The 24,322-nt window shown below is 38.7% G+C and carries 14 protein-coding genes; 6 read left to right on the plus strand and 8 right to left on the minus strand.

Translation table 11 applies throughout. The annotated features are described in order from the left end of the window. Positions 1-73: 73 nt before the first annotated feature. A complete protein-coding gene (locus tag C7H19_RS22340; protein ID WP_106459131.1) occupies positions 74-238 on the minus strand; it encodes an IS4/Tn5 family transposase DNA-binding protein in 165 nt (54 codons plus the stop codon). 242 nt (positions 239-480) lie between these two features. Continuing rightward, entirely contained in the window at positions 481-1,296 is an 816-nt protein-coding gene (locus tag C7H19_RS22345) for an Rpn family recombination-promoting nuclease/putative transposase (protein WP_106459132.1), read from the minus strand. Positions 1,297-1,394: 98 nt separating this feature from the next. On the opposite strand from C7H19_RS22345, the gene C7H19_RS27275 reads away from it, so the two are divergent. After that, positions 1,395-1,733, plus strand: a complete 339-nt coding sequence (locus C7H19_RS27275) for an IS1 family transposase (protein WP_219907719.1) — start codon at positions 1,395-1,397, stop codon at positions 1,731-1,733. 25 nt (positions 1,734-1,758) lie between these two features. Here C7H19_RS27275 and C7H19_RS22355 read toward each other — a convergent pair whose 3' ends face one another. Both C7H19_RS22355 and C7H19_RS22360 read right to left on the minus strand, forming a co-directional pair. Then, on the minus strand, positions 1,759-2,484 hold the full coding sequence (locus C7H19_RS22355; protein WP_106459133.1) for a hypothetical protein: 726 nt from the start codon (positions 2,482-2,484) through the stop codon (positions 1,759-1,761). Beyond that, positions 2,456-3,550 carry a transporter substrate-binding domain-containing protein gene (locus tag C7H19_RS22360; RefSeq protein WP_106459134.1) on the minus strand — a complete coding sequence of 365 codons (1,095 nt, stop codon included), beginning with the start codon at positions 3,548-3,550 and terminating at the stop codon, positions 2,456-2,458. Before C7H19_RS22360 ends, C7H19_RS22355 begins: the two co-directional genes overlap by 29 nt. Positions 3,551-3,634: 84 nt before the next feature. On the opposite strand from C7H19_RS22360, the gene C7H19_RS22365 reads away from it, so the two are divergent. The 4 genes from C7H19_RS22365 to C7H19_RS22380 all read left to right on the plus strand — a co-directional run bounded on the left by C7H19_RS22365 (position 3,635) and on the right by C7H19_RS22380 (position 8,361). Continuing rightward, positions 3,635-5,305, plus strand: coding sequence for a protein kinase domain-containing protein (locus C7H19_RS22365; RefSeq protein WP_106459135.1), 1,671 nt, complete (start codon positions 3,635-3,637; stop codon positions 5,303-5,305). Between the two features lie 22 nt (positions 5,306-5,327). Continuing rightward, positions 5,328-5,888, plus strand: coding sequence for a COP23 domain-containing protein (locus C7H19_RS22370; RefSeq protein WP_106459136.1), 561 nt, complete (start codon positions 5,328-5,330; stop codon positions 5,886-5,888). A 79-nt stretch (positions 5,889-5,967) separates the two neighbouring features. Then, positions 5,968-6,576 (plus strand): COP23 domain-containing protein, encoded by a 609-nt coding sequence (locus C7H19_RS22375; RefSeq protein ID WP_106459137.1) that lies wholly within the window; start codon positions 5,968-5,970, stop codon positions 6,574-6,576. Positions 6,577-6,600: 24 nt separating this feature from the next. Then, the gene (locus C7H19_RS22380; protein ID WP_106459138.1) at positions 6,601-8,361 is read left to right on the plus strand and encodes a serine/threonine-protein kinase; all 1,761 of its coding nucleotides are present in this window, start codon (positions 6,601-6,603) and stop codon (positions 8,359-8,361) included. 2 nt (positions 8,362-8,363) lie between these two features. Here C7H19_RS22380 and C7H19_RS22385 read toward each other — a convergent pair whose 3' ends face one another. Together C7H19_RS22385 and C7H19_RS22390 are read right to left on the minus strand one after the other, a co-directional pair. Continuing rightward, on the minus strand, positions 8,364-10,505 hold the full coding sequence (locus C7H19_RS22385; RefSeq protein ID WP_106459139.1) for an FHA domain-containing protein: 2,142 nt from the start codon (positions 10,503-10,505) through the stop codon (positions 8,364-8,366). A gap of 30 nt (positions 10,506-10,535) precedes the next feature. Continuing rightward, entirely contained in the window at positions 10,536-11,306 is a 771-nt protein-coding gene (locus C7H19_RS22390) for a S1 family peptidase (RefSeq protein ID WP_106459140.1), read from the minus strand. A 252-nt stretch (positions 11,307-11,558) separates the two neighbouring features. Between C7H19_RS22390 and C7H19_RS22395 the strand changes: the two genes are divergently transcribed. Beyond that, on the plus strand, positions 11,559-20,567 hold the full coding sequence (locus C7H19_RS22395) for a CHAT domain-containing protein (RefSeq protein WP_106459141.1): 9,009 nt from the start codon (positions 11,559-11,561) through the stop codon (positions 20,565-20,567). Between the two features lie 55 nt (positions 20,568-20,622). On the opposite strand, the gene C7H19_RS22400 is transcribed toward C7H19_RS22395, so the two are convergent. Further along, entirely contained in the window at positions 20,623-22,293 is a 1,671-nt protein-coding gene (locus C7H19_RS22400; RefSeq protein WP_106459153.1) for a ShlB/FhaC/HecB family hemolysin secretion/activation protein, read from the minus strand. A 219-nt stretch (positions 22,294-22,512) separates the two neighbouring features. Continuing rightward, a complete protein-coding gene (locus C7H19_RS22405) occupies positions 22,513-24,060 on the minus strand; it encodes an eIF2A-related protein (RefSeq protein ID WP_106459142.1) in 1,548 nt (515 codons plus the stop codon). Between the last annotated feature and the right edge of the window lie 262 nt (positions 24,061-24,322).

Genomic DNA, 24,322 nt, shown 5'->3' on the forward strand with positions numbered 1-24,322 from the left:
TTGGCGGGAGCTACTCGTTGCCCCCATACCTGAAAAAGCCTATGACTTCCCGACCTCCACTCGTTTGTAGGGACTACCAGAAATCATACATTCCCTGCATCGCGGCGGCATCGCGACTAGCGGCAGGGATGCTACTTTCGGGTGCGACTGACAAATCTTCTACTATCTTAATTAACCGCTTATTTAAGCGTTTATCTCCTAAATCTGACCATTTTAATTCTTCTTCTGCCCAAGTCATCTTCTTACCTCCTCTTTCTCTTCTATTTTTACTCTACCTCCATTTTAATTGAGTCATTTTTTGAATTTTGTTAAGCTAATATTACTAATTATTTTTTTTTGTGTTTTTTAGTATTCTCTTTTTTGAACTTTTGAAACTAAAATCTCTGTAATACTTGCTACATAAGCTTTATAGCTTTGTTAAGAAAGATGCGATACACGCATAGATCATAAGTTAATTTTCATCTAGCTCGGTAGTGACGTTCAGGATGATCGCTCAGATAGCCAATTGATCAAATCTTCAACACTGGTAAAGTCTAATAAGTCTTCTGCTAACTGTTCTAGCCGTTCTAAGGAAAGACTTTGAATCTTTGTGGCTAAAGATGGCGGGATTTGTCCAAAACGACGGTTCAATAACCGTAGGATTAACTTGACTTCCCCTTTAACTTCACCTTGTGCCAATATATCTTGATAAATTACAGATTCTTTCATAATGTCCTCTCTTATTAACTTTTGAATCACTTCCTTCTTTAATATTAGACCCGCTAGAATCGCTGTGGCCGCCATGATATTGCTTTTCTCGGTTCGATTCTCGATGCTTTCAATTCGTTCTGCTACCGTTTTTAATGTTTCTTCTCGATCTTCGGTTTTCCCTAACACCGCTAATGGTAGCAATCCTAGTCCTTCTCCTAATTCTTCTGGTGGGATTTCCCAAAGTTTGATCACTCCAAATTCATGACGGGTTTTCGAGAGTTCAAACACGGTCTGTTCAACTAGCTCTGAACCTGTCTTCTTTAAATAGATTACCACCTGTCGCATTTCTTTGTTCGGAAAGCGACGATACACCCTCGTTCGATAGTCTAACATCCGAAACGCCATATTTGGGTCGGGTTCCTTTTGGAACTCTAAATGAAGGACTTCAGATGATGATTCCAACAAAATTAGACTATCGGCGCGGATTGGCTCAAGTAATAATTCTGACGGACTAAGTTGGGTTAGCGTAGTTTCTTCTCCTAATAACCAACGAGCAAAGTCACTGCTATAACTTTCGGCGAGAAACTTACAAATTGGATCATACATAATTATGATTTTAGCAGATTAAATGATTGTTCATTTCAGCTTTATCTTTAACTTATAATATGTTACAATAAAGATAGAGATAGCTAACTAACAAAACTATGCCTCGTACTTCGTCACCAACTAACTTAAAAGACTCTCAATTGGTAATCTCTATCAAACAAGAGATTGACTCCAAGGGTTGGCAAGCGGTTCGGAATTCTGTTGTCATTGCTTACCAACAACGTCTTTCCGACATTGAGCAAAAACGAGGTCAACTGAGTGACGATGAATTTAAGAAGAAACGCTTCAAACGCCTCTCAGAAACCGAGTTAATGACTCTGAGAGCGAGAATTAAACGATTACAAAGAAAGACAATTTGTTTCTCTAAATCTGAAGAAATGCACGATATTGTGAGCGGACTATTTATTAATAAATATGAGTTTAACTTAAGTCTTTAAACACAGAAAAATAACATCACCAAAATTATTGGCGAAGCTCAAAGGAGTCAAAAAAGCTAGTTACCTCTTTTGAGATAGCATTAGTATTTTTTTGTCCGATAGCAAGAACATAGACTTGTTGATTGATTAAATAAACCTTAAAACTGATAATTTCATTACCATTTTGCATCGTCAATTCTCTCACGGGGTATTGTTTCCAACTTGTGGAGCTATCGTCAAGCAAGGTGAAGTCGGTTTTTGCAACAATTCCATCTCGCACCAACGATAGTAGCTCGTTAGGATTTGCCGTTTGCTCTGTTGTTAAACGTTGAGAATAAGCAGCAACAAAACGGTATGATTTAGGTTGATTTGCAAAAACGTTAAAGGAAAGCTGATTAGTTCCTAAATTGAGGATAATTGTCTCTTGACTTTGAACAACGGCTTGGGGCATCCATACAGAAAATCCTCCATCCTGAAATAGATATTTTTGCCATTTAAGCTGATCTTCAATAATTGTCAATCTTGGAGATGGAACAATAGGGGAAGAATCAGAATTTGATTGCTGGTTTTGCTGTTGTTGGAAGCGTTGTATTTCTTGTTCCATCTGCACCTGACCGTCACGGAAAAAAGCCGGACGATTTAATAGTCCTTGAGCCAAACTTGATGACGCTATACTCAAAAGACTTAAACTACTCATGAGACCAAACAAATAATATTTGAGAATTTCTGATTTTGTCAGCAATTTAATTAGTTTGACCGAACCATTTTTCATAAAGTTGATCGTAAACCCCTTTTTCCTTTAATGTGAGTAAAGCTTGATTAATACGCTCTCTATAAATACTATCTTGCTTAAGCGCGATTCCATAACTCTGTTTTTGAAAAATAGCTCCTACAGTTTTTACTTTTCCAGCCCCTTCGCCATTGGCATAATATAAAAGAACAGGAGCATCATAAACGATCGCATTAGCTTTTCTTTCTTCAAGAGCTTTAAATGCTTCTTCTATTGTATCAAATTCTAATAATCCAACTGGACGATTAGCTAGATATGCTGCGGCTGTGGTGCCTTTTACAGTAGCTACTTGTTTGCCAATAAGATCAGTAAATTTATTAATATCCGTTTTTAATTGCTGAACCGTTAGAACTGATGTAATTGAAGCAGTAAAATAAGAAATTAGCAATACACCGCTAAACATCCAAATCGCCGCAATAATTCTACCTGGCATATCTTTCGGGACTTTATCCCCATACCCAACTGTAACGACAGTGACAACAGCCCACCAAGAGGCTTCAAGAATGCCCTGTTTATAGTCTTTAGGAAACATATCTGAATTTTTTTGACGCTCAAAATACCAGATCAGATGGGCAGCAATCAAAATACTAACTAATATAAAACAAAGAGCTTGTAATAAGATCGGCGAAAATAAAAAAGAAAAAACCGAAAAAATCGATGAAGAAGATTGATTTAAAACGAGAATTTGTAGACCTGATTCAAAAAATGAATAAGAAAAATCTATTTTCTCTTCTCTTTCGGATGTTATTGTAATTCCAGCAACTGCTACATCAGTTGTCCCTACAGTCACAGAGTTTAAAAGAGCGATAATCGTTGGTTCTTCATAAATTTCGTATTCAATACTCAATTCTTGAGCAATTTCTTTCCATAATTCAATACTAAAACCTGTATACTGACCATTTTGCTCGAAAGCCAAAGGAGCGAACGATTTAGTCGCTACGCGCAAAGGAATAGGAACTTGAGCTTGTACAGGGTAGTTAAAAAAACAGATTAATACCCAGATCCCACCAAACTTTTTTATTTTTCGTGACCAGTGATTTAGTTGCAATGCTAATACTCTAAATAATCATTAAAATTTTATTAGAAATTGTTTTATAACATAGCACACAAGTTAAACTAGATATCAAATAAAATGCAAAATTTATCAAAAATTAATTATATGTTAGGGCAACGGCTTGCTTCACGATATCAAATTCTCAAAAAATTGAGTAGTACACAGGATCATCGAACTTACTTAGCTCAGGACTGCCAAAGTGTTGGTAATCTTAAATGTATCATTAAACAAATTCATCCACCCCTTAGTGATTCAAAAACCTTAGAGCAAGCGAGAAATTTAGTCCAGCAAGAAACAACAAAACTTGCTCAACTCAATGACTTTCCTCAAACGCCAAAACTTTTAGATAACTTTGAGGAAGCACAAGCCTTTTATTTAGTACAGGAATGGATTGAGGGAATTTCCTTAAAAGTAGAATTATCTAACATTTATCACTACTCGGAAGAACAAGTCATTACATTTCTTCAAGAAAGTTTAACAATCTTACAATTTATTCATGAAAAAAGAATCATTCATCAAAATATTAAACCGAGCAATTGGATTCGTCGTCAATCGGATAGCTGTTTAGTATTGGTTGGTTTAGGAAATATTAAACCACTTGGTAATAGTTTAGCTGCTACTATAACAAGTGAAAATAGCTGTTATATAGCTCCTGAGCAACTCAGAAATCGTCCTCAACTAAGCAGTGATCTTTATAGTTTGGGGTTAATAGCTATTCAAGCTTTAACGGGTATTAATCCAGTTAATTTTGATGAAGATGAGCAAGGAAAAATTTTATGGGAATCTCATTATAAAGGACTTTCTTCTCTCCCATCGATTCTTAACAAAATGATCAGCCTGGCACCTCAACAACGGTATTCTTCATCTCAAGAAAATTTAGCTGTTTTAAATTCTTGTTTTACTCCATTACAACATACTTATCGTCCTACAGAAATCCTCACTATTGCTCAAACACCCCAAAGTAATTCTGTTGTAACCACTTTACCCTCTCAGATTGAATTACCGCCTACCATCATAACAACTTCTGAGCTAGATACAATCCCAAAATATGAGTTGCTTGAATCCCATCTATTACCGCAACAAAATGCTCATAAAATAGTGAATAATAACAGTGAAATTATTGTAAACAAGATCTCAATAGAACAAAAAACTGCTTTCAAAAAAATCTTAAATTTTTGTCAATCAACCCTAGGAAAGAAACTAGGAATTGGACTGATGATTGGGTTAATATTTTTAATAATCTATAAATTCCTAGAAATGAGAGAACAACAACAAATTGCTAACGTAATCAATCAGATTGAATTATTGTATAATGATGGAGAATACCAAAAATGTATAGTTCAAACCAACTCAGTCGAAACAATTCAAATCAATGTACCAATAGAGAAAAGGTTAGAGCTAGAAAGTAAATGTATCCTAGGATCTGCCAGTCAACAAGCGGCTCAATTTCATTATGACGAAGCTTTAGCGATCGCAGTTAAAATTAGTCCCAATAGTCCAAATTATCAGCAAGCGCAAAAGTATATAGATGATTGGTCTTTAAATGTCTTGGAAAAAGCCAATCAATTTTATCAAGATCATGGCGATCTTAATCAGTCTTTAGAGATGCTCAAGGGAATTCCCGAAACTAGCCCCATTAAGAAAAAAGCCATTGAACAGTCAATAGAATGGCGAAAAGATCACCAAAATAAAGCAGGAAAAACTATAATTGATCTCTGTCAGCTTGATTCTAATTTATGTAGTCAATAAAAAGAAAAGGTAAATTACAATCATGAAACGTTTTTTAAGTATACTTGCATTGTTTAGCCTCGTCAGTTCTTTGGAAGTGATGGCTAAGGAACAAACTCAAACGATTAAAAACAAGTATTCTTGTATTAATCTAGGAGGAATTCCTCGAACCATTGTTGATACCAAGCGAGGCAAAATTGAAATGATTGTTTGGAAAAGTAAATATTTTGGCCCAGAATGGCCAGCAGAACGCCGTTGTCAGGAAGTAACGCAAAGATTTCAGGAATTTTCCGATGCGGGAAATTTAAAATATGTAACAACTGGTAAAATGAATAGTTACAATATCATCTGTGTCGGTGATAAACGAGTATCGGGGTATGAATGTCGTAAGAATGGTTTATTAATTACCCTACAGCCGAATGATAGTCCAACGGCTGTCATGAACGAACTATTTAATATCAATAACCGACTTGGCAAAGGTGGTATTGAAAGAGGTGGAGCACTTAATCTCGTTGATTTTTTGAACCAAGTAGATCCGCTAGAGCCAGCGACTACGAGCGATCCAAATCCCACTTTACCAGATGGAAAACCTGTTCCTTGGTAAAAAAAACTAAAATTTATCACGGAGTTGGATTAATTGGTGATGTAGTTATATAAATAAATTGATGAGGTAAATCAAAATCATGAAACGCACTTTAAGTTTATTAGTATTGTCCGTAGCAATCAATTTTTTAGGATTCATGCCCAATGGACAAGCTCAGACCGCTAAGAATAAATACTCCTGTATTAATGAAGGAGGAATTCCCCGTACCGTCGTTGATACCAAGCGGGGAAAAATCGAAATGATCGTTTGGAAAAGTAAATATTTTGGCCCAGAATGGCCAGCAGAACGCCGTTGTCAAGAAGTAACGGAAAGATTTCAAGAATTTTCTGATGCGGGAAATTTAAGATATGTAACAACTGGCAAAATGAATAGTTACAATGTCATCTGTGTCGGTGATAAACGAGTATCAGGGTATGAATGCCGTAAAAATGGTTTATTAATTACCCTACAGCCGAATGATAGTCCAACGGCTGTCATGAACGAACTATTTAATATCAATAACCGTATTAGCGGTGGTGGACTCGAAAGAGGTGGCGCGATCGATTTGATCAGCTTTTTGAAAACAGCCCCCTTAATGGAAACGGCAGCCATTTCATCCCCTCAACCCATCTCATCCCCTAAACCCGTCGATCCCCCATCTGAGCCTGACTCATCCGATGGTATGGCAGTTCCTGATCTTTTCCAATAACCTAATTATTGATCGAGCAAAATAATGCACGGCAAAATTCTCGCAGCCCGATATGAAGTGTTAGAACCGTTAGGTCAAGGTGGTTTTAGTCATACCTACATAGCCACAGATCTTCAAAACGGTTCTCGTTGTGTTGTAAAACACCTTTATCCTGCCAGTGATGAACCTAGGTTTATACAAGAGGCCACGAGACTTTTTAAGCAAGAGGCAGAAACACTCAAAAAACTGAGTGATAACCCTCAAATTCCGAAAATTATTGATTATTTTGAAGAAGATAAGCAATTTTATCTCATTCAAGAACTCATTCAAGGTCAAACCCTAACAACTCAACTTCAACCAAATCAACCTTGGTCCGAAACCCAAGTAATTGAACTATTAAAAGATTGTCTCAAAATTTTAGAATACATTCATCATTTAGGCGTGATTCATCGAGATGTTAAACCCGACAATCTCATGATCCGTCAACAAGACAAAAAATTGGTTCTTATCGATTTAGGCAGCGTTAAAGAATTTAATCCGCAACAAAGTCATCTCATTTCCCAAACGATCGCCATTGGGACAAGAGGTTATATGCCTTTAGAACAAATAAGAGGAAAACCGCGCAAAAATAGCGATCTGTATGCTTTGGGTATCATTGCCATACAAGCCATAACAGGGCGACATCCGATGGATCTAGAAGAAGACGAAAATGATGTCTTGATCTGGCAACCTTACGCCAAAGCAAGTCCTTTTTTGACAGAGATCCTCGATAAAATGATCCAGCCCAACCCTCAGCAACGATACTTATCAGCAACACAGGTTCTAGAAGCCCTAAATCCTACTAAAACAGACGCTCCTATCGCCAAAATCCCAAATAGACCGCCCTTATCCCCTCCCGAACCAAAACTAGCAGTACTCGAAAGAGCAACGCCAAAAAATATTCAAACGACCCCGCAAATGTCTTCAAATCCTAATAAATTTTCGATTTGGCTAAAAACTCCAACCGCTCACAATGTTGGTTTTGCCCTTGGTATCGGTATCGTTTCCACTATAGGAGTTTATTTTCTCGGTGGACAAGAAAACCGAGCCAAACTCGCTAAAATCGAAGAAACTCGCCTTCAGTTAACAACAGCCTTTAATGAGCATCGATATGAAGAATGTTTCACTCAATCTCAAGCACCTGAAATCCTAGAAATAGGATTACCAGAAGAGCAACGATCGGAAATTATGGTCAAATGCGGTTTAAAGAGTGCGTCAGTCTTGGCTGAACAATTAAAATTTGGTGAAGCGATCAAAAAACTCAATGAAATTCCTCTCGCTCAAATTCCCAAAGATGCCCCATATGCTACCGAAATTACTAAACACGCCGATCAATGGGCGCAATCTCTATTAGAACAAGCTTCTCAAATCTACACCAAAGAGGGAAATCTAACCGAAGCCCTAGAAATGATCAGCCAAATTCCTGCAAGTAGTCCAGTGCAAGAGTCTGCCGAATCTTTAAGTATAGAATGGACTGCTGAAACTCGCCGTCTTGAAGCTATCCTCAAAAAAGCTGAATTAGCTCTGGAGTATCAAGGATTACAAGAAGCGATGAATTATGCGAGGGAGATTAGCCATTCTACGACGACCGACTACTGGTTACTGCAAGCTAAAAACATTGCAGAAAAAGCTCAAGGAGGCATGAAAAAAGGCGAGACAGCCCAAACCTATCGACGACCCAACCCCAGTAATAATAACTCTAGCAATCCTCCAAAAAGTGAGCCAAGTAGCAATCAAGGTTTGGAAGTTCCTGATGATTTCAGATAAATTTACATTCTAATGAGTTTTTGAAATTCAGCCGTTTCTTTATCTAGATTTTTTTCTTTTTCTTTATACTGTTCTAAATTAGCTTGTAATTTGACTTGTATCTTTTCAATATCTATAATATATTCATTATAATTTGATTGAATTTCTGCGACAGTATCTTCAATTTTCTTTGCTTCGTAATCTAAAGCCAGATTGAACTCTTGAATAATTTTTTCTATAAGATTTTTACTTAAAGATTGATAATAACCTGCTAATTCTTTTCCTAGTTTTTCGCTGGCTTCATCTAGTTTCATTTGATTATCAGCACGATAAGCATTCATTAATAGGAAAAAGATCCCAAAAATTACTGCACCTAACAATAACGGATAGCTTTTAAAGGTTTTTGATAATTGCTCAAAAATTTGGTTTTTTCCTCCTCTAATACCAATTAATGCTAACACTAAAGTTATCATCATCATGTATTGCATCATATTGGTTCTGATTTCTTTCATCAGATAAGACGGTAGAGAAACTTGTTTATGACGTACTTCACAAATAATCCCAGCAAAAGACATCATTAAGTTACTCCTGATATCGAGAGCTTGAGGTGCAGAAAAAGAGGTATTATCCAGAAGAGAAGGAATAATATTAAGAGTGGATTGAATTTGTACGATTAAATTATTCAGTCCGCCATTGTTATAAGAATAGCTGATTTTTTCCCATTCATGAATCCCCCATTCTTCTAGCCAAGAAATACAGAAATCCAGCAAATCTCTATTGACATCTTGCCCTGATGCTGCTAACTGAATATAAGATTGTCCATCTCGCTTAATGATAACAGGCTGTAACTGATCGACAAAATTTTGTACTTGATAAACAATACTCCGTTTACTAAAGTTATCGAGTGCTGCTCCTTTCGCTTGGGCAACATCTAGCTTAACTTTTTTAAAGAATTTATCTTTCTCTTCATTAACAGTATTGAGTGCTTTTTTAGTAACTTCTTTTAAATTGATATGAGTTAACTGTTCTAGATCTTTTTTTTGTTGAATAATTTGTTCTTGGAGGAGTATTTTATCTTCGGTGAAAAGAATTGCGAGGGGTTCTAAAAGTGTTTGAGTTTTTATGGCTAGTCGGGCAGCTAAAATATTTTCGGGTTGACGTTTAATAATATTTTCTATAGATTTTATAAAATTATCTTGTTTTTTTTGTAAGTTTTTGCCTAGCTCAGTTGGATAGTCTTCGACATAATAGGGCTTGAGGAAAACAGGTAGGATTTCAAAGTTAGATTCTTGCGCTTTTAAGACAGATTCTAAACGGGTTATACCCTCTTCTGAAGTAAGGAGCAGTTGGGATTCTTCTTCGGGGCTAAAGAGTTCAGGAACGATAAAAACCTTGGCGATCATAGAGGTATCGATCCCTTTAATTAAAGATATTTCTCTCTCAGAAAGTTTTTCTAAATTCACAACTATGAGCAAAACATCTGAATTGATAATTTCTAAATAGGGTTCATTGATCGAGGTATCAGGTGTAATATTTTGATGATCAAAGATTAACTCAACAATTCCTGCTTCTGAATGAGGACTAGCTAAAGTAATTTTGTCTTTCGGTTGAAGGATATAATCTGTTGTGATTGGTTGCCCATTGACAAATGTACCATTAGTACTAAAGCGGTCTTCGAGTTGCCAAAGGGGTTGTTCTGTTGCATCAAGCTTAGATTTAATTAAAGCGTGTTTCCAAGAAATTCCGCGATATTGAGGATCATTTAAAACCATTTCGGCATCAGGATTACGACCGATGAGAAAATTTTCAGTAGTCAAAGGATAAGATTGCTGAATTTCTGTGCGATCGTCAATAATACAACGTAGGGTTAAAGTCGTTAAGGTTTGTGGAGTTAGATTCTTCGGTAAATCGGGTAAAGCATCTAACTTAATCTGATAGGCTGTTAAAAAATTCGGCTGAGTGCTGAGTAAATCAAAGAGTGCTTGTGCAGAGATTTCATGTTCACTTATAATTTGTAAAATAAGTTTTTTGGTTTCTAAAAGGGTTTCTAACTGCTTAAGCTGTAGGTTCAACGGTTCAATTTCTGGGTGACGCTCCAGATTTCTTTGTAGAAATAATTGTAGCGATTGAAGATTTTGAGTGAGTTTATCGGCTTTGGGTGGCATTTTCAGTACATTAAACTTTATTTTTTAAAATTATAAACTGGGGTTTAGATAATGCTGTTGAACAAAATCTCGGATTGTTTGGACAGATATCGCCCAACTCAATTGACTAACTTGTTGCCAAGCTTTTTCCGAAACCGTCTTACCATCGGGGAAAATGTAGGGATTACCCAAAAGGGGATCTTGTGCCATACCATTAATGCCAAGAAGTTCTCCTTTTTGATTTACCACTGGCCCGCCACTCATGCCATTTCTCAGTAAATTAGTATAGCCAATTTGATAGCCTCCTAAAAAAGGTTCATCGAGAACCATCATTAATTTGCCTTGGGTGAAATGAAAATCTTGTGCTTGATGGAAGTCATCGAAAAATGGAAAACCTCCAGCTAAAACCGATTCTTCTTTCAACATTTTAGGCGAAGCTTTAAGGGTTAACACTGAGTAGCTAGGGGTATCCGTTTTAAATGTCAGCAATGCCAGATCGTTTTCTTTGGGACTAGGGGAAGGAGACACGATTTGAACTGGGTATGTACGACCATCAAATGTCTGTATTTTATAAGAAAGTTTGCGATCAAAGACTACATGATCGTTGGTAATCACCCAATATTGATTATTAGAGCGATCGATTAATACCCCTGAGCCGCCTAATCTATTGGCTTCGTCAGCCCGAAAAACCCGAACTGTTATTGTTTTCGTCAACTGTTCTAATTTTTGAGAACTTGAAAGCGGCAATTGACAACTAAGCGGTATCCAAACCAACAACAATAAGAAAACCATTCGGCTAATGACTTTCATCAACCGTTTCATGAATAGCTATCTCCTGAGCCAATTTTTAAGCTTCGCGCTTAAAAAATTTGAGTACACCTGAAAACTTGTTTACAGTTTAGCATGACTTTTGAAAAATCAATCAAAAAGCCAGATTTACGCCAGTGAATCTTGAGAAAAGTTAAAAAATTGACTATTCTCGTTTAAATCTTATATAATCAGGAGAATTAATTCCTCTTAAAACTGGCAAAAAACTTAATAAAACTTAATAAGTTAAGGATTAACTTAAAAATAATGAAAAAGCTTTCTTTTATATTAGCGTTACTTCTCACCAGTTATATTCCTTCTGTACAAGCGCAACAAGTCATTCCCGCAAATGATGGAACTGCAACCCTAGTCACCCCCAATGGACAGCGCATCATCATTGATGGGGGGACTTTATCAAAAGATGGTAAAAATCTTTTTCATAGTTTCCAAGAGTTTGGTTTAAGTGCCAGTCAAATCGCTACTTTTTTATCTAATCCCGATATTCGCAATATACTTTCGCGGGTAGTAGGGGGCAATCCTTCTTATATTAATGGTTTGATTGAGGTAATGGGTGGAAACTCTAATCTTTATTTAGTTAATCCTGCTGGAATTGTTTTCGGTGCAGGGGCGCGGTTGAATGTTCCTGCTGATTTTATTGCGACAACGGCTCATCAATTAGGGTTTGCGAATGGCTTTTTTAATGCTTTTGGTACGAATGATTATCTTAATTTAGTCGGTAGCCCAAATACTTTTCATTTTGGCGAAGGAGCATCAGGAACAATTATTAATGCTGGGGTACTACAGGTATCCCCAGATTCTAATGTATCTCTAGTGGCAGGGAATGTTATTAATACAGGGACGATCAATGCACCTGGTGGTAAAATTACGATCGCGGCTGTTCCGGGTACATCTAAAGTCAAGATTTCCCAAGAAGGACAGATCCTCAGTTTAGAAATTGAACCCCCCAAAGATACTCAGGGAAATTCTACAGCACTTCGAGCGATCAACTTACCAACCTTATTGACAGGGGCAGCTAATCAAGGCGTTGAAACGGGGTTAGCGGTTACGCCCACGGAAACAGTACAACAAATTAGCACAGGTGTTACTTTACCCACTGAACCGAGTACAACGATCATATCAGGAACCGTTAACGGAAAGGCTGCCGATTTAGGCGGTGAAATCAGCATCTTGGGAACTCAGGTAGGGTTAATTAATGCTACCGTTGATGCTTCTGGGTCAAATGGTGGCGGTACCGTTTTAATTGGGGGAGATTATCAAGGAAAAGGAACCGTACCCAATGCTAGAGCGACCTATGTTAGTTCAGATTCAGTGATTAAAGCCGATGCCCTAACTCAAGGAAATGGCGGGAAGGTTATCGTTTGGGCTGATGGTAACACTTACTTTAAAGGGACAATTAGCGCCCAAGGTGGTGTAAGTGGTGGTAATGGTGGTTTTGTAGAAGTGTCAGGTAAAGAAAATCTCTTTTTTGATGGTCAAGTTAATACAACTGCCATTAATGGCAATCCTGGTACACTACTTTTAGATCCCCAAAATGTAATTGTTATTAATGGTGATGAGGGGGCTGATGATGAACAAATCGCAGATGGACAAATTCTCGCCGATGACGAGCCTAGTGCTACCTTCACAATTTCTGAAAATGCCCTACAAAATTTAGCAGGAACAACCAATGTCAATATCGAAGCTACTGACAATATCACCATTAATGACTTGACGGATAATCAGCTTGTTTTTGCTTCTAATATCACCACAGGAAATCAAGCTAAAACATCTGTAACATTTCGTGCCGATGCTAACAACGATGAAATTGGTAATTTTTCTATGAGTACCAATGACACAATCACTGCTAGAGGTAGAAACGTTAGCATAGTTGGAGCAAATATCACTGTAGGATCAATAGATACTAGTGCCTTTGCAAATAACATTTCTGGACAAAATGGCAATGCTGGAGATATAACTTTAAGCGCGCTCAACAACATACAAGTAGCGGGAAGTTTTTCCCTTCCTAGTGGTGATCTGGTTAGCCTAGGTGCTTATGTAGGTGTTGGCAATACAGGAAATGCAGGCAATATCAATCTTACCAGTCTGTTTGGCAATATTACCTTTAACGTAGACAACACTAGTATTGTAGCAACGACAGCGAGTGGAACTGCTGGCAGTATTCAGATGAACGCTTTATTTGGAACAATTAACCTTCCTGCCTCGATTCTAGTTGAGAACTTCAGTAATAGTGCTGATCAAGGAAGTGTCATTTTATCTGCCAATACAATACAACCTTTTGGTTCAGCTAGTACACTGACCTTTACCGTTGACAACAATATTAACATTAACGCAGAAAATATCAATGTCAACATATCTCAAGTTAGCTCGTCAAGACCTATCAACATTAAAGGTAATAACCTTAATCTCAACAACAATATCAACAGTGGTGGTGGCAATGTTAATCTTACTGCTAACGAGACTATAACTGTCGGCAATAACGTTAATATTACATCTTCTTTTGGAGATGTAACCCTTCATGCCGATGCGGATAATAACAACTCAGGAGCAATCCGACTAAACTCTGGTTCTTCTATTACTTCTGGAGGAGGAGATATTACTCTAGGCGGCGGAACAAATCCACTGACTCAGCCAGCAGTCGGCACAACAGAAAATGTTGACGGAATTTATTTGGAAAATGTCACCCTTAGCTCAGGAGGAGGAGATATCAGTCTTAGAGGTACTGGTAATGGAACTGTCGATAATGCCACGGGAATTAGGCTAGGTAATACTAATGCTAGCACTTCGGGGGGAGATATTACCTTAGTGGGAATAGGGGGCGGAACTGAAAGCCGTAGCGATGGTATTCTTTTGGAACTTGATAGCATAATACAATCTACTGGGAATAAGACAATCTCTCTGACGGGGACTGGCGGTACGGGCGTACAGGAAAATTCTGGGATAGATATTCGTACTACTTCACAAATCACTTCTGTCGATGGAAATATTATACTCAATGGAACTGGGGGAAGTGGTTCAGGAATTCAAAATGAGGGAATTATTCTGACTGGTGGCAGCACAATACAATCTACTGGGAATGGGACAATCTTTCTGACGGGGACTGGCGGTACGGGTACGGACAATCTTTACGGGATAATTATTGGTGTCGATCCTAGTGAATCTAGCACGATCGGCAGCAATTCTGGAGTAACATCGGCTAGCGGAGCTATTACTCTTACTGGAACAGGGGGCGGAACTGGAAACAATAACTATGGTATTTTTCTGAACGACAGTGGCACAGTTGAATCAACAGGCAATGGAAATCTGACTTTAATAGGTACAGGCGGGAGTGGCGGCTCTCTAGCGAACCCCACTGAAGGCATCTTGATTCAGGGAATCAACTCCAAAGTTAGTTCGAGCAATGGAAACATTAACCTACAAGGAACGCTTCCAGCAAATAATACTGGTAATAGTATTTTCAGCGATACTTCTATAACCACAACTGGCACAACTACTATTACTGGTAATAATGGCAATGTTGCTTTAAACGGAAACAACAATTTTGGGACAGTTGTCATTAATAGTGGTAATAATGTTACTCTCAGAGATATTAATGATATTACTTTAGGTACCATTAATATTACAGGCGCACTCACTGTCAATAGCCCCAACAATACTCAGTTTAACGGAACAGTACAAGCGGGTAGTCTAACAACTGACAATAGTGTTCCTAGTACAACAACTGATAGAACAACAATTAACACCTCATCTATTACGACCACAAGCTCGCAAACTTACAACGACCCTGTAACCTTAAACACTAATACTACTCTTTCTGGCAATAACATCACTTTCAACAACCCCCTCAACATTCAAACTTTCACCGCTAATTTTGCTGTCGATAACGCTTTAATATTCCCCACTTCAGGAGTAACAGGGACGGGAACGATCGCCATCGCACCCCGAACCGCAGAACGCGGCATCAACATCGGCACAGGTGGTACAGATGTATTAGTTTTGACCAATCTCAACAATCTCGGCACTGAGATAGGTCAACTCAACATCGGCGATGCCAAAACGGGAACAATTACAATTAATACGCCTCTCACCTTCAACTATCCCTTTACCTTCACTACAGGAAGTAATTTTGATGCCACGCAACCAATAACAACCAATGGCAGAAACTTCATCGTCAGTGCCACGACCATTGAAACCCAAGGGATCACTACTAGCAGTACCACAGGTGGCAATATTCAACTAACAAGCACCACTGGGGGAATTACCACAGGTGCCTTGAATGCTTCTAGTGTCAGCGCCTCTTTACCAGGAGGAGTGGCAGGAGAGATCGGACTGACAGCGAAGACAGACGTACTGACGGGTACCATCACCACATCGGGAACTAACAACACAGGAAAAGTGACCCTAACTGGGGACAAGGTGACGACAGGTGCGATCACGGCAGGAGGTGCGATCGCTGTCAATGCCAGAAATGAGGCGGAAATTCAAGGAAATGTATCGGGACAATCCTTAACCGTAGAAAAATCCGTAACATTTAGCAATACAGCAGGAACAGTGGCTGTTAATACGACAGGCAATCAAGAATATAAAAATAATGTAACATTTAACCAACCAGCAACCCTAAGTTCAACATCGGGAAATGTGACAGCATCGGGAAACATAACAGGAACATCTTTAACAGTAAATGCTCCTTTGACAGTGGGAAATAGCACAGGAAGCTTGATTAGTACAACAAATAATCAAACTTACACCAGTCCCGTGACACTAGCAGGTAATACAGAGTTCAGAGCAGGCAGCAACACAAGTGGTACGCTCGCCTTTAGCAGTTTAGACATCAAGACTCATACAGCAACCTTTACTGCTGATAACGGCGTAACATTCCCCACTTCAGGAGTAACAGGGACAGGAACGATCGCCATTGTACCCCGAACCGCAGAACGCGGCATTAACATTGGCACAGGTGGCACAGATGTATTAGTGCTGACCAATCTCAACAATCTCGGCTCTAGCATCGGTCAACTCAACATCGGCGATGCCAAAACGGGAACCATTACAATTAATACCCCCGTGACCTTCAACTATCCCTTTACCTTCACCACAGGGAGTAATTTCAAAGCCGAGCAACCAATAACAACCAATGGCAGAAACTTCATCGTCAGTGCCACGACCATTGAAACCCAAGGGATCACTACTAGCAGTACCACAGGTGGCAATATCCAACTAACAAGCACCACTGGGGGAATTACAACAGGTGCCTTGAATGCTTCTAGTGTCAGCGCCTCTTTACCAGGAGGAGTAGCAGGAGAGATCGGACTAACAGCGAAAACAGACGTACTGACGGGTCCCATCACCACATCGGGAACTAACAACACAGGAAAAGTGACCCTAACCGGAAACCAAGTAACGACAAATGCGATCACGGCAGGAGGTGCGATCGCTGTAAATGCCAGAAATGAGGCAGAAATTCGAGGAAATGTATCGGGACAATCTCTAACCGTAGAAAAACCCCTAACCTTAAGCAATACAGCAGGAACAGTAAGTGTTAATACGACCAGCAATCAAGAATATAAAGATACTGTTACGCTTAACAACAATACTGACTTTACAGGCAATACGCTCACATTTAATAACACCCTAAACGCCAACGGCAATAACGCGACTCTAACGGCTAATGCAGCAATTAACTTTCCGACTACCGAAACGATATCAACGGGAGGGACACTCGCCATTAAACCTGGTACCGCAGCAAATAATATTTTAATCGGTGGAACAGGAACAGGATTACAAGTCACTAATCTTAATAATCTTAATGGTTATCAATCGATAGTCATTGGCAGTGGCACAACCGCTAATACAATTACTGTTGGTGATGCTTTGACTTTTAAAGATCCCCTGACTTTGCAAGCAGCCACTATCAACGTTAACGAAACGATTACAGGTGAAGATAACGCATCACTAACTATAAACAGTGGAACTCAGACTAATCTAAACGGCGGTTCAATCGATACAAAAGGGTCTCAAATCTATAACGGAGCAGTAGTTTTAGGTGCTTCTACTACTTTAACTGGTAATAATATCACCTTTAATAACACCCTCAATGTCGGTAGTAACTCAGTCATTTTTACGGCGAATGATGTTCTTACTCTTCCAGCAACAGACATTACAACAACAGGTGGAACCAACACTGTTACTATTCAACCTAATACCACCAGTAATATTTTCCTAGGAACAAACACAGGTGATGGATTACAAGTTACCAATCTTAATAGTATCAAAGGTTTTCAGTCTCTAATGATCGGTACCCAAAATACAGAAACGATTACAGTTAGTGAACCTGTAACATTCTACGATCCAACGACTCTACAAGCAGCCAACATCAACGTCAACGAAACCATTACAGGTGCAGATAACGCATCAATTACTATAATCGGAGCAGGTACAACTACGACTCTTTATGCAGATATTATCACCAACGGAAACCCGATCCGCATCCAAGATAACGTTCTCTTGGGAGCAACGGAAATCAATCTCGATACCACTAATAATGACAATTTACCCACAGGCGCAGATATTACCATAACAGGTACAATTAATAGCCTTTCTCCCGATACTGATTCAGATCCTTATTCATTACTCGTTGAAGCGGGGACTGTAGGAAATGTAACCTTTGGCGGTGCGATCGGTAATACACAGCCTTTAGATACTTTAACAATTTTGAGTGCTAATGAAACGATCCTCAATGGTGGCTCAGTTGACACGATCAACGATCAAGCATACACAGAAGGAAATATTATTTTAGGGAACAATACTACCTTAACGTCTTCCGAAGGAGATATCAGTAATTCAGAAGGAAAAACCATAACAGGCGTAGGGAAAAACTTAACCATCAGTGCAAATAATATAGATATATTCAATATCGATACTGGCAATGGTGAAGGAACGATTAATCTAACGGCCGATTTAGGAATAACCGCCTATAGCCTGACTGGAGGCGAAATTCAACTTAAAGCCCCAATTATAGGAATTTTAAACAGTATCACAGGAACGACTCTAACCACCAATGGTTTAGTGTCATTTTTTGGCGGGGTTCCTATTGATGTAGACATTCCTCAGTCACCGTCCGTCACCGTTACAACCACTGGATCTCAAACCTATAATAGTTTAGTTGCAATAGCCTCAAAAGAAACGGCTACTTTTACCAGTAATGATACAGTTACGGTTAATCAACCCATTAATACCCTAGGAACTGATTTAAATATTTCTGCTAATACCATCAACACCAGTAATATTGTTACGAGTCAAGTAGATTTGACAAATCTTAATATAAATAGCCTTAATCCCGATTCAGATGTAACAATTCCCGACTTTTTCCCTTCCCCTCTTAGTGGCAGCATTACCTTAAAATCGAATAATGGCCTAATTCAAACAGGTAATCTGAATACAGCGAATACCACTGGGGCTAATATCAATGTTAATTCAGCTTCTACCTTGACAACAGGTGCGATCAATACTTCTGGAACGCAAGGCAATGGTGGAAATGTTACCCTCAAGGCAACTCAAGATGTAGTATTATCGAGTATCGATGCCCGTAGTTTGGGTAGTACAGGCGGAACGGTTAATATTACTACGCCTAATAATGTTCGCATTACCGACACCATCCCAAATACTAACGCCAGTATCTCTACTGAAGGCACACAAGCTGGTGGCAATATTACGATTCAATATGATGGGGATGAAAATCTTCCTAATAATCAACGAATTCCCTTTATAATCGGAAATTCAAGCCTTAACGGGTCTGCTGGAGCCATCACCAGTGGCGGCTCTAATATTAATTCAGGTAATTTTGTTTTTACCGAACGACAAGGTAATGTAGCTATTATCTCTGTTGAGGGACAAGGACGGTCTAACTTTACCGACGTTGATGATCCTGGTGACTTCATATCTACGCCAGTCCCTTCTCTGCAAGCAACTGTTCGCCCTCCTGTTGTTCCCATTGCAACTGTTGATCAAGCAAAAAGTCTTCTTCAGAATATCGAACGAGTTACCGCCGAAAAACCAGCCATCATTTATGTTAGCTTTAAACCGCGTGGTATCACCATCAAAGATGATTTTGCACGTCAAGAAGCTGCTTTGACCCAAGAATACGAAACTGGCTTAAACCTCGATAGTAACGTTAGTCAACCGACAATTACTACCCCTTCACAAGATACCCACGAACTAGATTTGCTCATGATCACCAGTGAAGGCGAACCCATTAGTATCCCCATTAAAGGGGTAATTCGTCAACAGGTTATTGATGCAGCCGAAAAACTTTATTTAACTGCTTCTGATAAAGACTCACCGCGAGAACAATACGAACCGTCTGCCCGTCAATTGTATCAATGGCTGATTAGTCCTTTAGAAAAAACCCTAGCTGAACGAAAAATCAACAATATATTATTCGTCATGCCTGCAGGTCTAAGAATTATTCCCATTGCTGCACTTATTGATGTTGAAGGAAAATTTTTAGCCGAAAAATATAGTAGTGGCTTTGCACCGAGTTTGAGTCTAAATGACAACACCTACAGAGATATCAAAGAACAACAATTACTCGCTTTAGGTGCATCTCAATTCGCTGACCCCAATGCCCTTGGACCTTTACCCGCCGTACAAGTTGAATTACCAAGTATCGAAAATATCTGGCAGGGACGACCATACTTAATTAATGAAGACTTCACCATCAATAATTTACGCGAAAGCCGTCAAAAAACAGACTTTGGTATTATTCACCTCTCGACTCACGGCGAATTTAAACCAGGTGAACTGAACTTAAGTTATATTCAATTTTATGACAGACGGTTAAATCTAGATGAAGTCCGTACCCTAGGATTAAATCGGCCACCCGTTGAGTTATTAGTATTAAGTGCCTGTCGTACCGCGTTTGGTGATGAAAATATCGAATTAGGCTTTGCAGGATTAGCCGTGAAAGCAGGTGTTAAATCTGCCCTTGCGAGTCTTTGGTGGGTAGGTGATACAGGAACCTTAGCTTTTATGACCGATTTCTATGGCAAACTAAAATCTCAAGACGTACCAATTAAAGCAGAAGCCGTTCGCAAAACCCAAGTCGATATGATTCAAGGACGCATTAGCCAACAAGGGGGGCAAATTGTTAACCCTCAAGGTCAGATTAACCTTCCTCCAGAATTAGCAGGGGCAGAGCCTCCCGACCTTACTCATCCCTATTACTGGGCTCCGTTTACCCTAATTGGTAATCCTTGGTAATAACAGAAAACCTCTCTACTACAACGGTGGAGAGGTTTTATTCCAAAGTTAAAGCTTAGAACTGGTAATTAACACTAAAGTAAAAACCGTCATCTTGAACGTCATTACCTCTGTCATCCAATTCAATCAAAGGCGGAGCATAATCTAAGCGGACACTCATGCCTTGAATCGGTTGCCATAAAACCCCTAATCCTAAACCAGCGATAAATCGTTGTGAGTCTTGGAAATTGGGATTATCGGGATGATTCCAAACATAGCCCATATCAAAGAAGGGCGCAAGAATAAAAACAGGGTTTTCTGAGCGATCGCGGACAAGAGTAATTTGATCTTCAATAGAAAAACGAAAGCCATTATCGCCAGCACGTACATTTTGTCGATAACCCCGTACTGACTGACCACCACCAATCACAAATTGTTCTGACGGTAACAAAGAATCAGGTGTTAACTGTATATCTCCTTGCATCACTAAAAAATTATTTTTACCTAAAATCTGTATCCGTTGAATTTGACCTAACCAACTAAAAAAGTAACCATCAGGAATCGGAGATGGATTAGAAGTAACTTCAAAAATTCCTGTACCGAAGCGGAACTGAGAACGAAAAGCCCAAGCTCCTGTTAGTTCTCTTAACACATAATCTTGTCCAAAGGTAATAACATTCGTCCGACTGTATCCATCCTCATCAGGCCCAATACCAAAAGGAAAAGGCCCTTGAAAAGTAAAGGTTTGACCATTTCGATAACTCATTCCTAACGATAAAGCAAATTCTTGTCGAGGACTCCGAATAATGGGTTGTCTGTAACTAATTTCATAATACTGGGATTCCCCTCTGATATCTAAATCCACGAAATCTCCCTGTATCACTTCGTTTTCTTCAATAGATGTCCTCAGTTGTAAGGCTCCCTCCATCGGATTAAGCGGAACTTGATAGTTCACATCTACTTGATAAGTTCCTAACCAAGTCTCAACCCTCGGCAGGTAGGAAACTGCCAGACTATCTCCTAGACCCACCACATTTCGATAACCTAAATTAATGTTGGCTTGAACTGAACCGATACTTGGGGGAGAATAATTATTAAACCCGACACTTCCAAAAAAAGGATTAGCTTCAGCGACAAACACTTCCAAAATACTCTTATTCTCTTCACTTCCTGCTTTTAAGGTTGCTTCAATATTTTTTAAGAGTGGATTTGTTTTAAGCAAGCGAAGTTGATCTTCTAATTTTCCAGAATTAAGAGGTTGTCCTAGTCCGACTTGAATTCTGCTTCTCACATAATTTTCTAATCGTGTGGCTCCTTTTATAATAACTTCTTCTACAACTCCTTCTACCACTTGAATTGTGACCATACCATCGGCAAAATCTTGTTGAGGAAGAACCGCACGAGAGGTAAGATAGCCTTCATTTAAGTAAAGTTCTGTAATAGAATCTGCTAAATTACTTAAATTTTGTAAAGAAACTATCTGACCAAAGAACGGTTGAATCAAATTATTAATTTTTTGTTCTAAAACTGTATTACCTTGTACCTCAATTTTCTGAACAGAAATTTGGGTTGAGGGTGCAAGAGGCTCTGAAGAAATCAGTGTGCCTGTCTCGCTGCGAAGCTGATGAGTCTTGACTTCAAAGAGAACATTAGCTTGTTCATCAAGCTGTTGAATCTGCTCTAATTGTTCAGTTTCTGGTACGCTCTCTTTTACTTCAGTTTGAGCATTAACTTTTATAGCCGTCATTGAAAAAAATACAAGAGATATGAAATATTGAACAAAAAAAACTTTTTTGTAATGGTGCATGCTTTCCCGATTAATGAAGATAAAACACAATTTTAGTATTATTTATAAAAAAAGTACATACATAATGTCAATAAAATTCTATAAATCTTTAAAAATCGCTAAAAATGAGCCAAAAAAAATTTAACTCATTTCAGATCAATTTCAGTATTGCTTAATTTTTTAATTCAAACTAAAAATCCATAATCGCACAGCCTCGGTTTGACTTCCACTGGCTAAAATTTGACCATTAGGACTAATCGCCAAGACCCTTAACTGACTACTCGGAATACTAAAAGACAAATATTCTTCCCCTGTTTGAGAGTAAAAAAGTTTTACTGTTTTATCTTCTCCTGAGCTACTAAACATTTGACCATCGGGACTAAAAAATAGACTGTGAATAGATAAACGATGATTGGTCATCAAAGAAACTTTTTCCTCTTTAGTAGCCAAATTCCAAAGTTTGATTAACTTATCGGCTCCCGCAGTCGCAAGGGTTTGTCCATCAGGACTAAAAGCCACGGCATTGACACTTAATTTATGCCCACTCAGGGTGATAATCTCCTCTTTAGTAGCCAAATTCCAAAGTTTGATTAACTTATCGGCTCCCGCAGTCGCAAGGGTTTGTCCATCAGGACTAAAAGCCACGGCATTGACACTTAATTTATGCCCACTCAGGGTGATAATCTCCTCTTTAGTAGCCAAATTCCAAAGTTTGATTAACTTATCGGCTCCCGCAGTCGCAAGGGTTTGTCCATCAGGACTAAAAGCCACGGCATTGACACCTAATTTATGCCCACTCAGGGTGATAATTTCCTCTTTAGTAGCCAAATTCCAAAGTTTGATTAGTTTATCGGCTCCCGCAGTCGCAAGGGTTTGTCCATCAGGGCTAAAAGCTATGGCATTAACACCTAATTTATGCCCACTCAGGGTGATAATTTCCTCTTTAGTAGCCAAATTCCAAAGTTTGATTAGTTTATCGGCTCCCGCAGTCGCAAGGGTTTGTCCATCAGGGCTAAAAGCTATGGCATTCACTCCATTTTCAGCAATCTGCTCGATTTCTCTAAGTGTCACTAGATTCCAAAGCGTTTGCTCTGTTTTCTCTTCTCTCGTTTGGATGGGTAGGGATGGAGAAGGTGCTACAACGGTCGGAGACGGTGGCTTTTGCTTTTCTTTAATAGAAATAGGCGGTTCTAGTATTTCTATCTCAGGAACACTCTTGCTGGGAACTTCAGGGGTTTCTATCTCAGGAACACTCGCGCTAGAAACTTCGGGGGTTTCTATTGAATCTAGAGAAAGTGCGGGTTCTGGCTCGACTACCTTAACTGGATTAATTGGAGCTTCGAGAGTGGGTGATGAGGGTAATTCTTCACTTTCAGGAAAAGCTACGACAACAGTCGCATTTAATAGATGAGATTCAAAGAGAAATTCTGGGCCTTTCCATCCTAGAGTAATTTGATCGCCTGATTTCAATATATAAGGTTTTTTAATTTTCTGCCCATTGACAAGAGTACCGTTTGTGGTTCCTGTATCTATAACCTGCCAGGCTGCTTTTCCTGCTTCGGTGATAAATTGTAACTGGACATGACAACGGGAGACAGTAACATATTCATTCGCATCTAAAACAATGTTACACTCAGGCGATCGACCAATTAAGGTCGTTTCAGTAGGAGATAGATTGTACTGTTGTCGCGTTGAACCCTGTAGCGTTAAAGTGGCATGATAAGACATTTCTTACTAATTAAGTCGAAAAGTTGCTCTACCAAAAATTTTATCGCTTATTGAAAAAATAAATTCTTTAAAATTTCTTTATAAAACTTTGTCTTCAAAGCTGAAAATACAGAAGAAAATATTAAATTATTGCACTACAACGCCTGAAAACTACTAAAATTCTATTTAGAAAAAATTAAATTCTTTATTCATACAATATAGCAAAAAAGACGACTCTTTTTTGAAGGAGGTTTTTTTGTCTTAAGCAAAAAAAAATAATTGT

The sequence above is a fragment of the Aphanothece hegewaldii CCALA 016 genome (assembly GCF_003007785.1).
Taxonomy (GTDB): Bacteria; Cyanobacteriota; Cyanobacteriia; order Cyanobacteriales; family Microcystaceae; genus Chroococcus; species Chroococcus hegewaldii.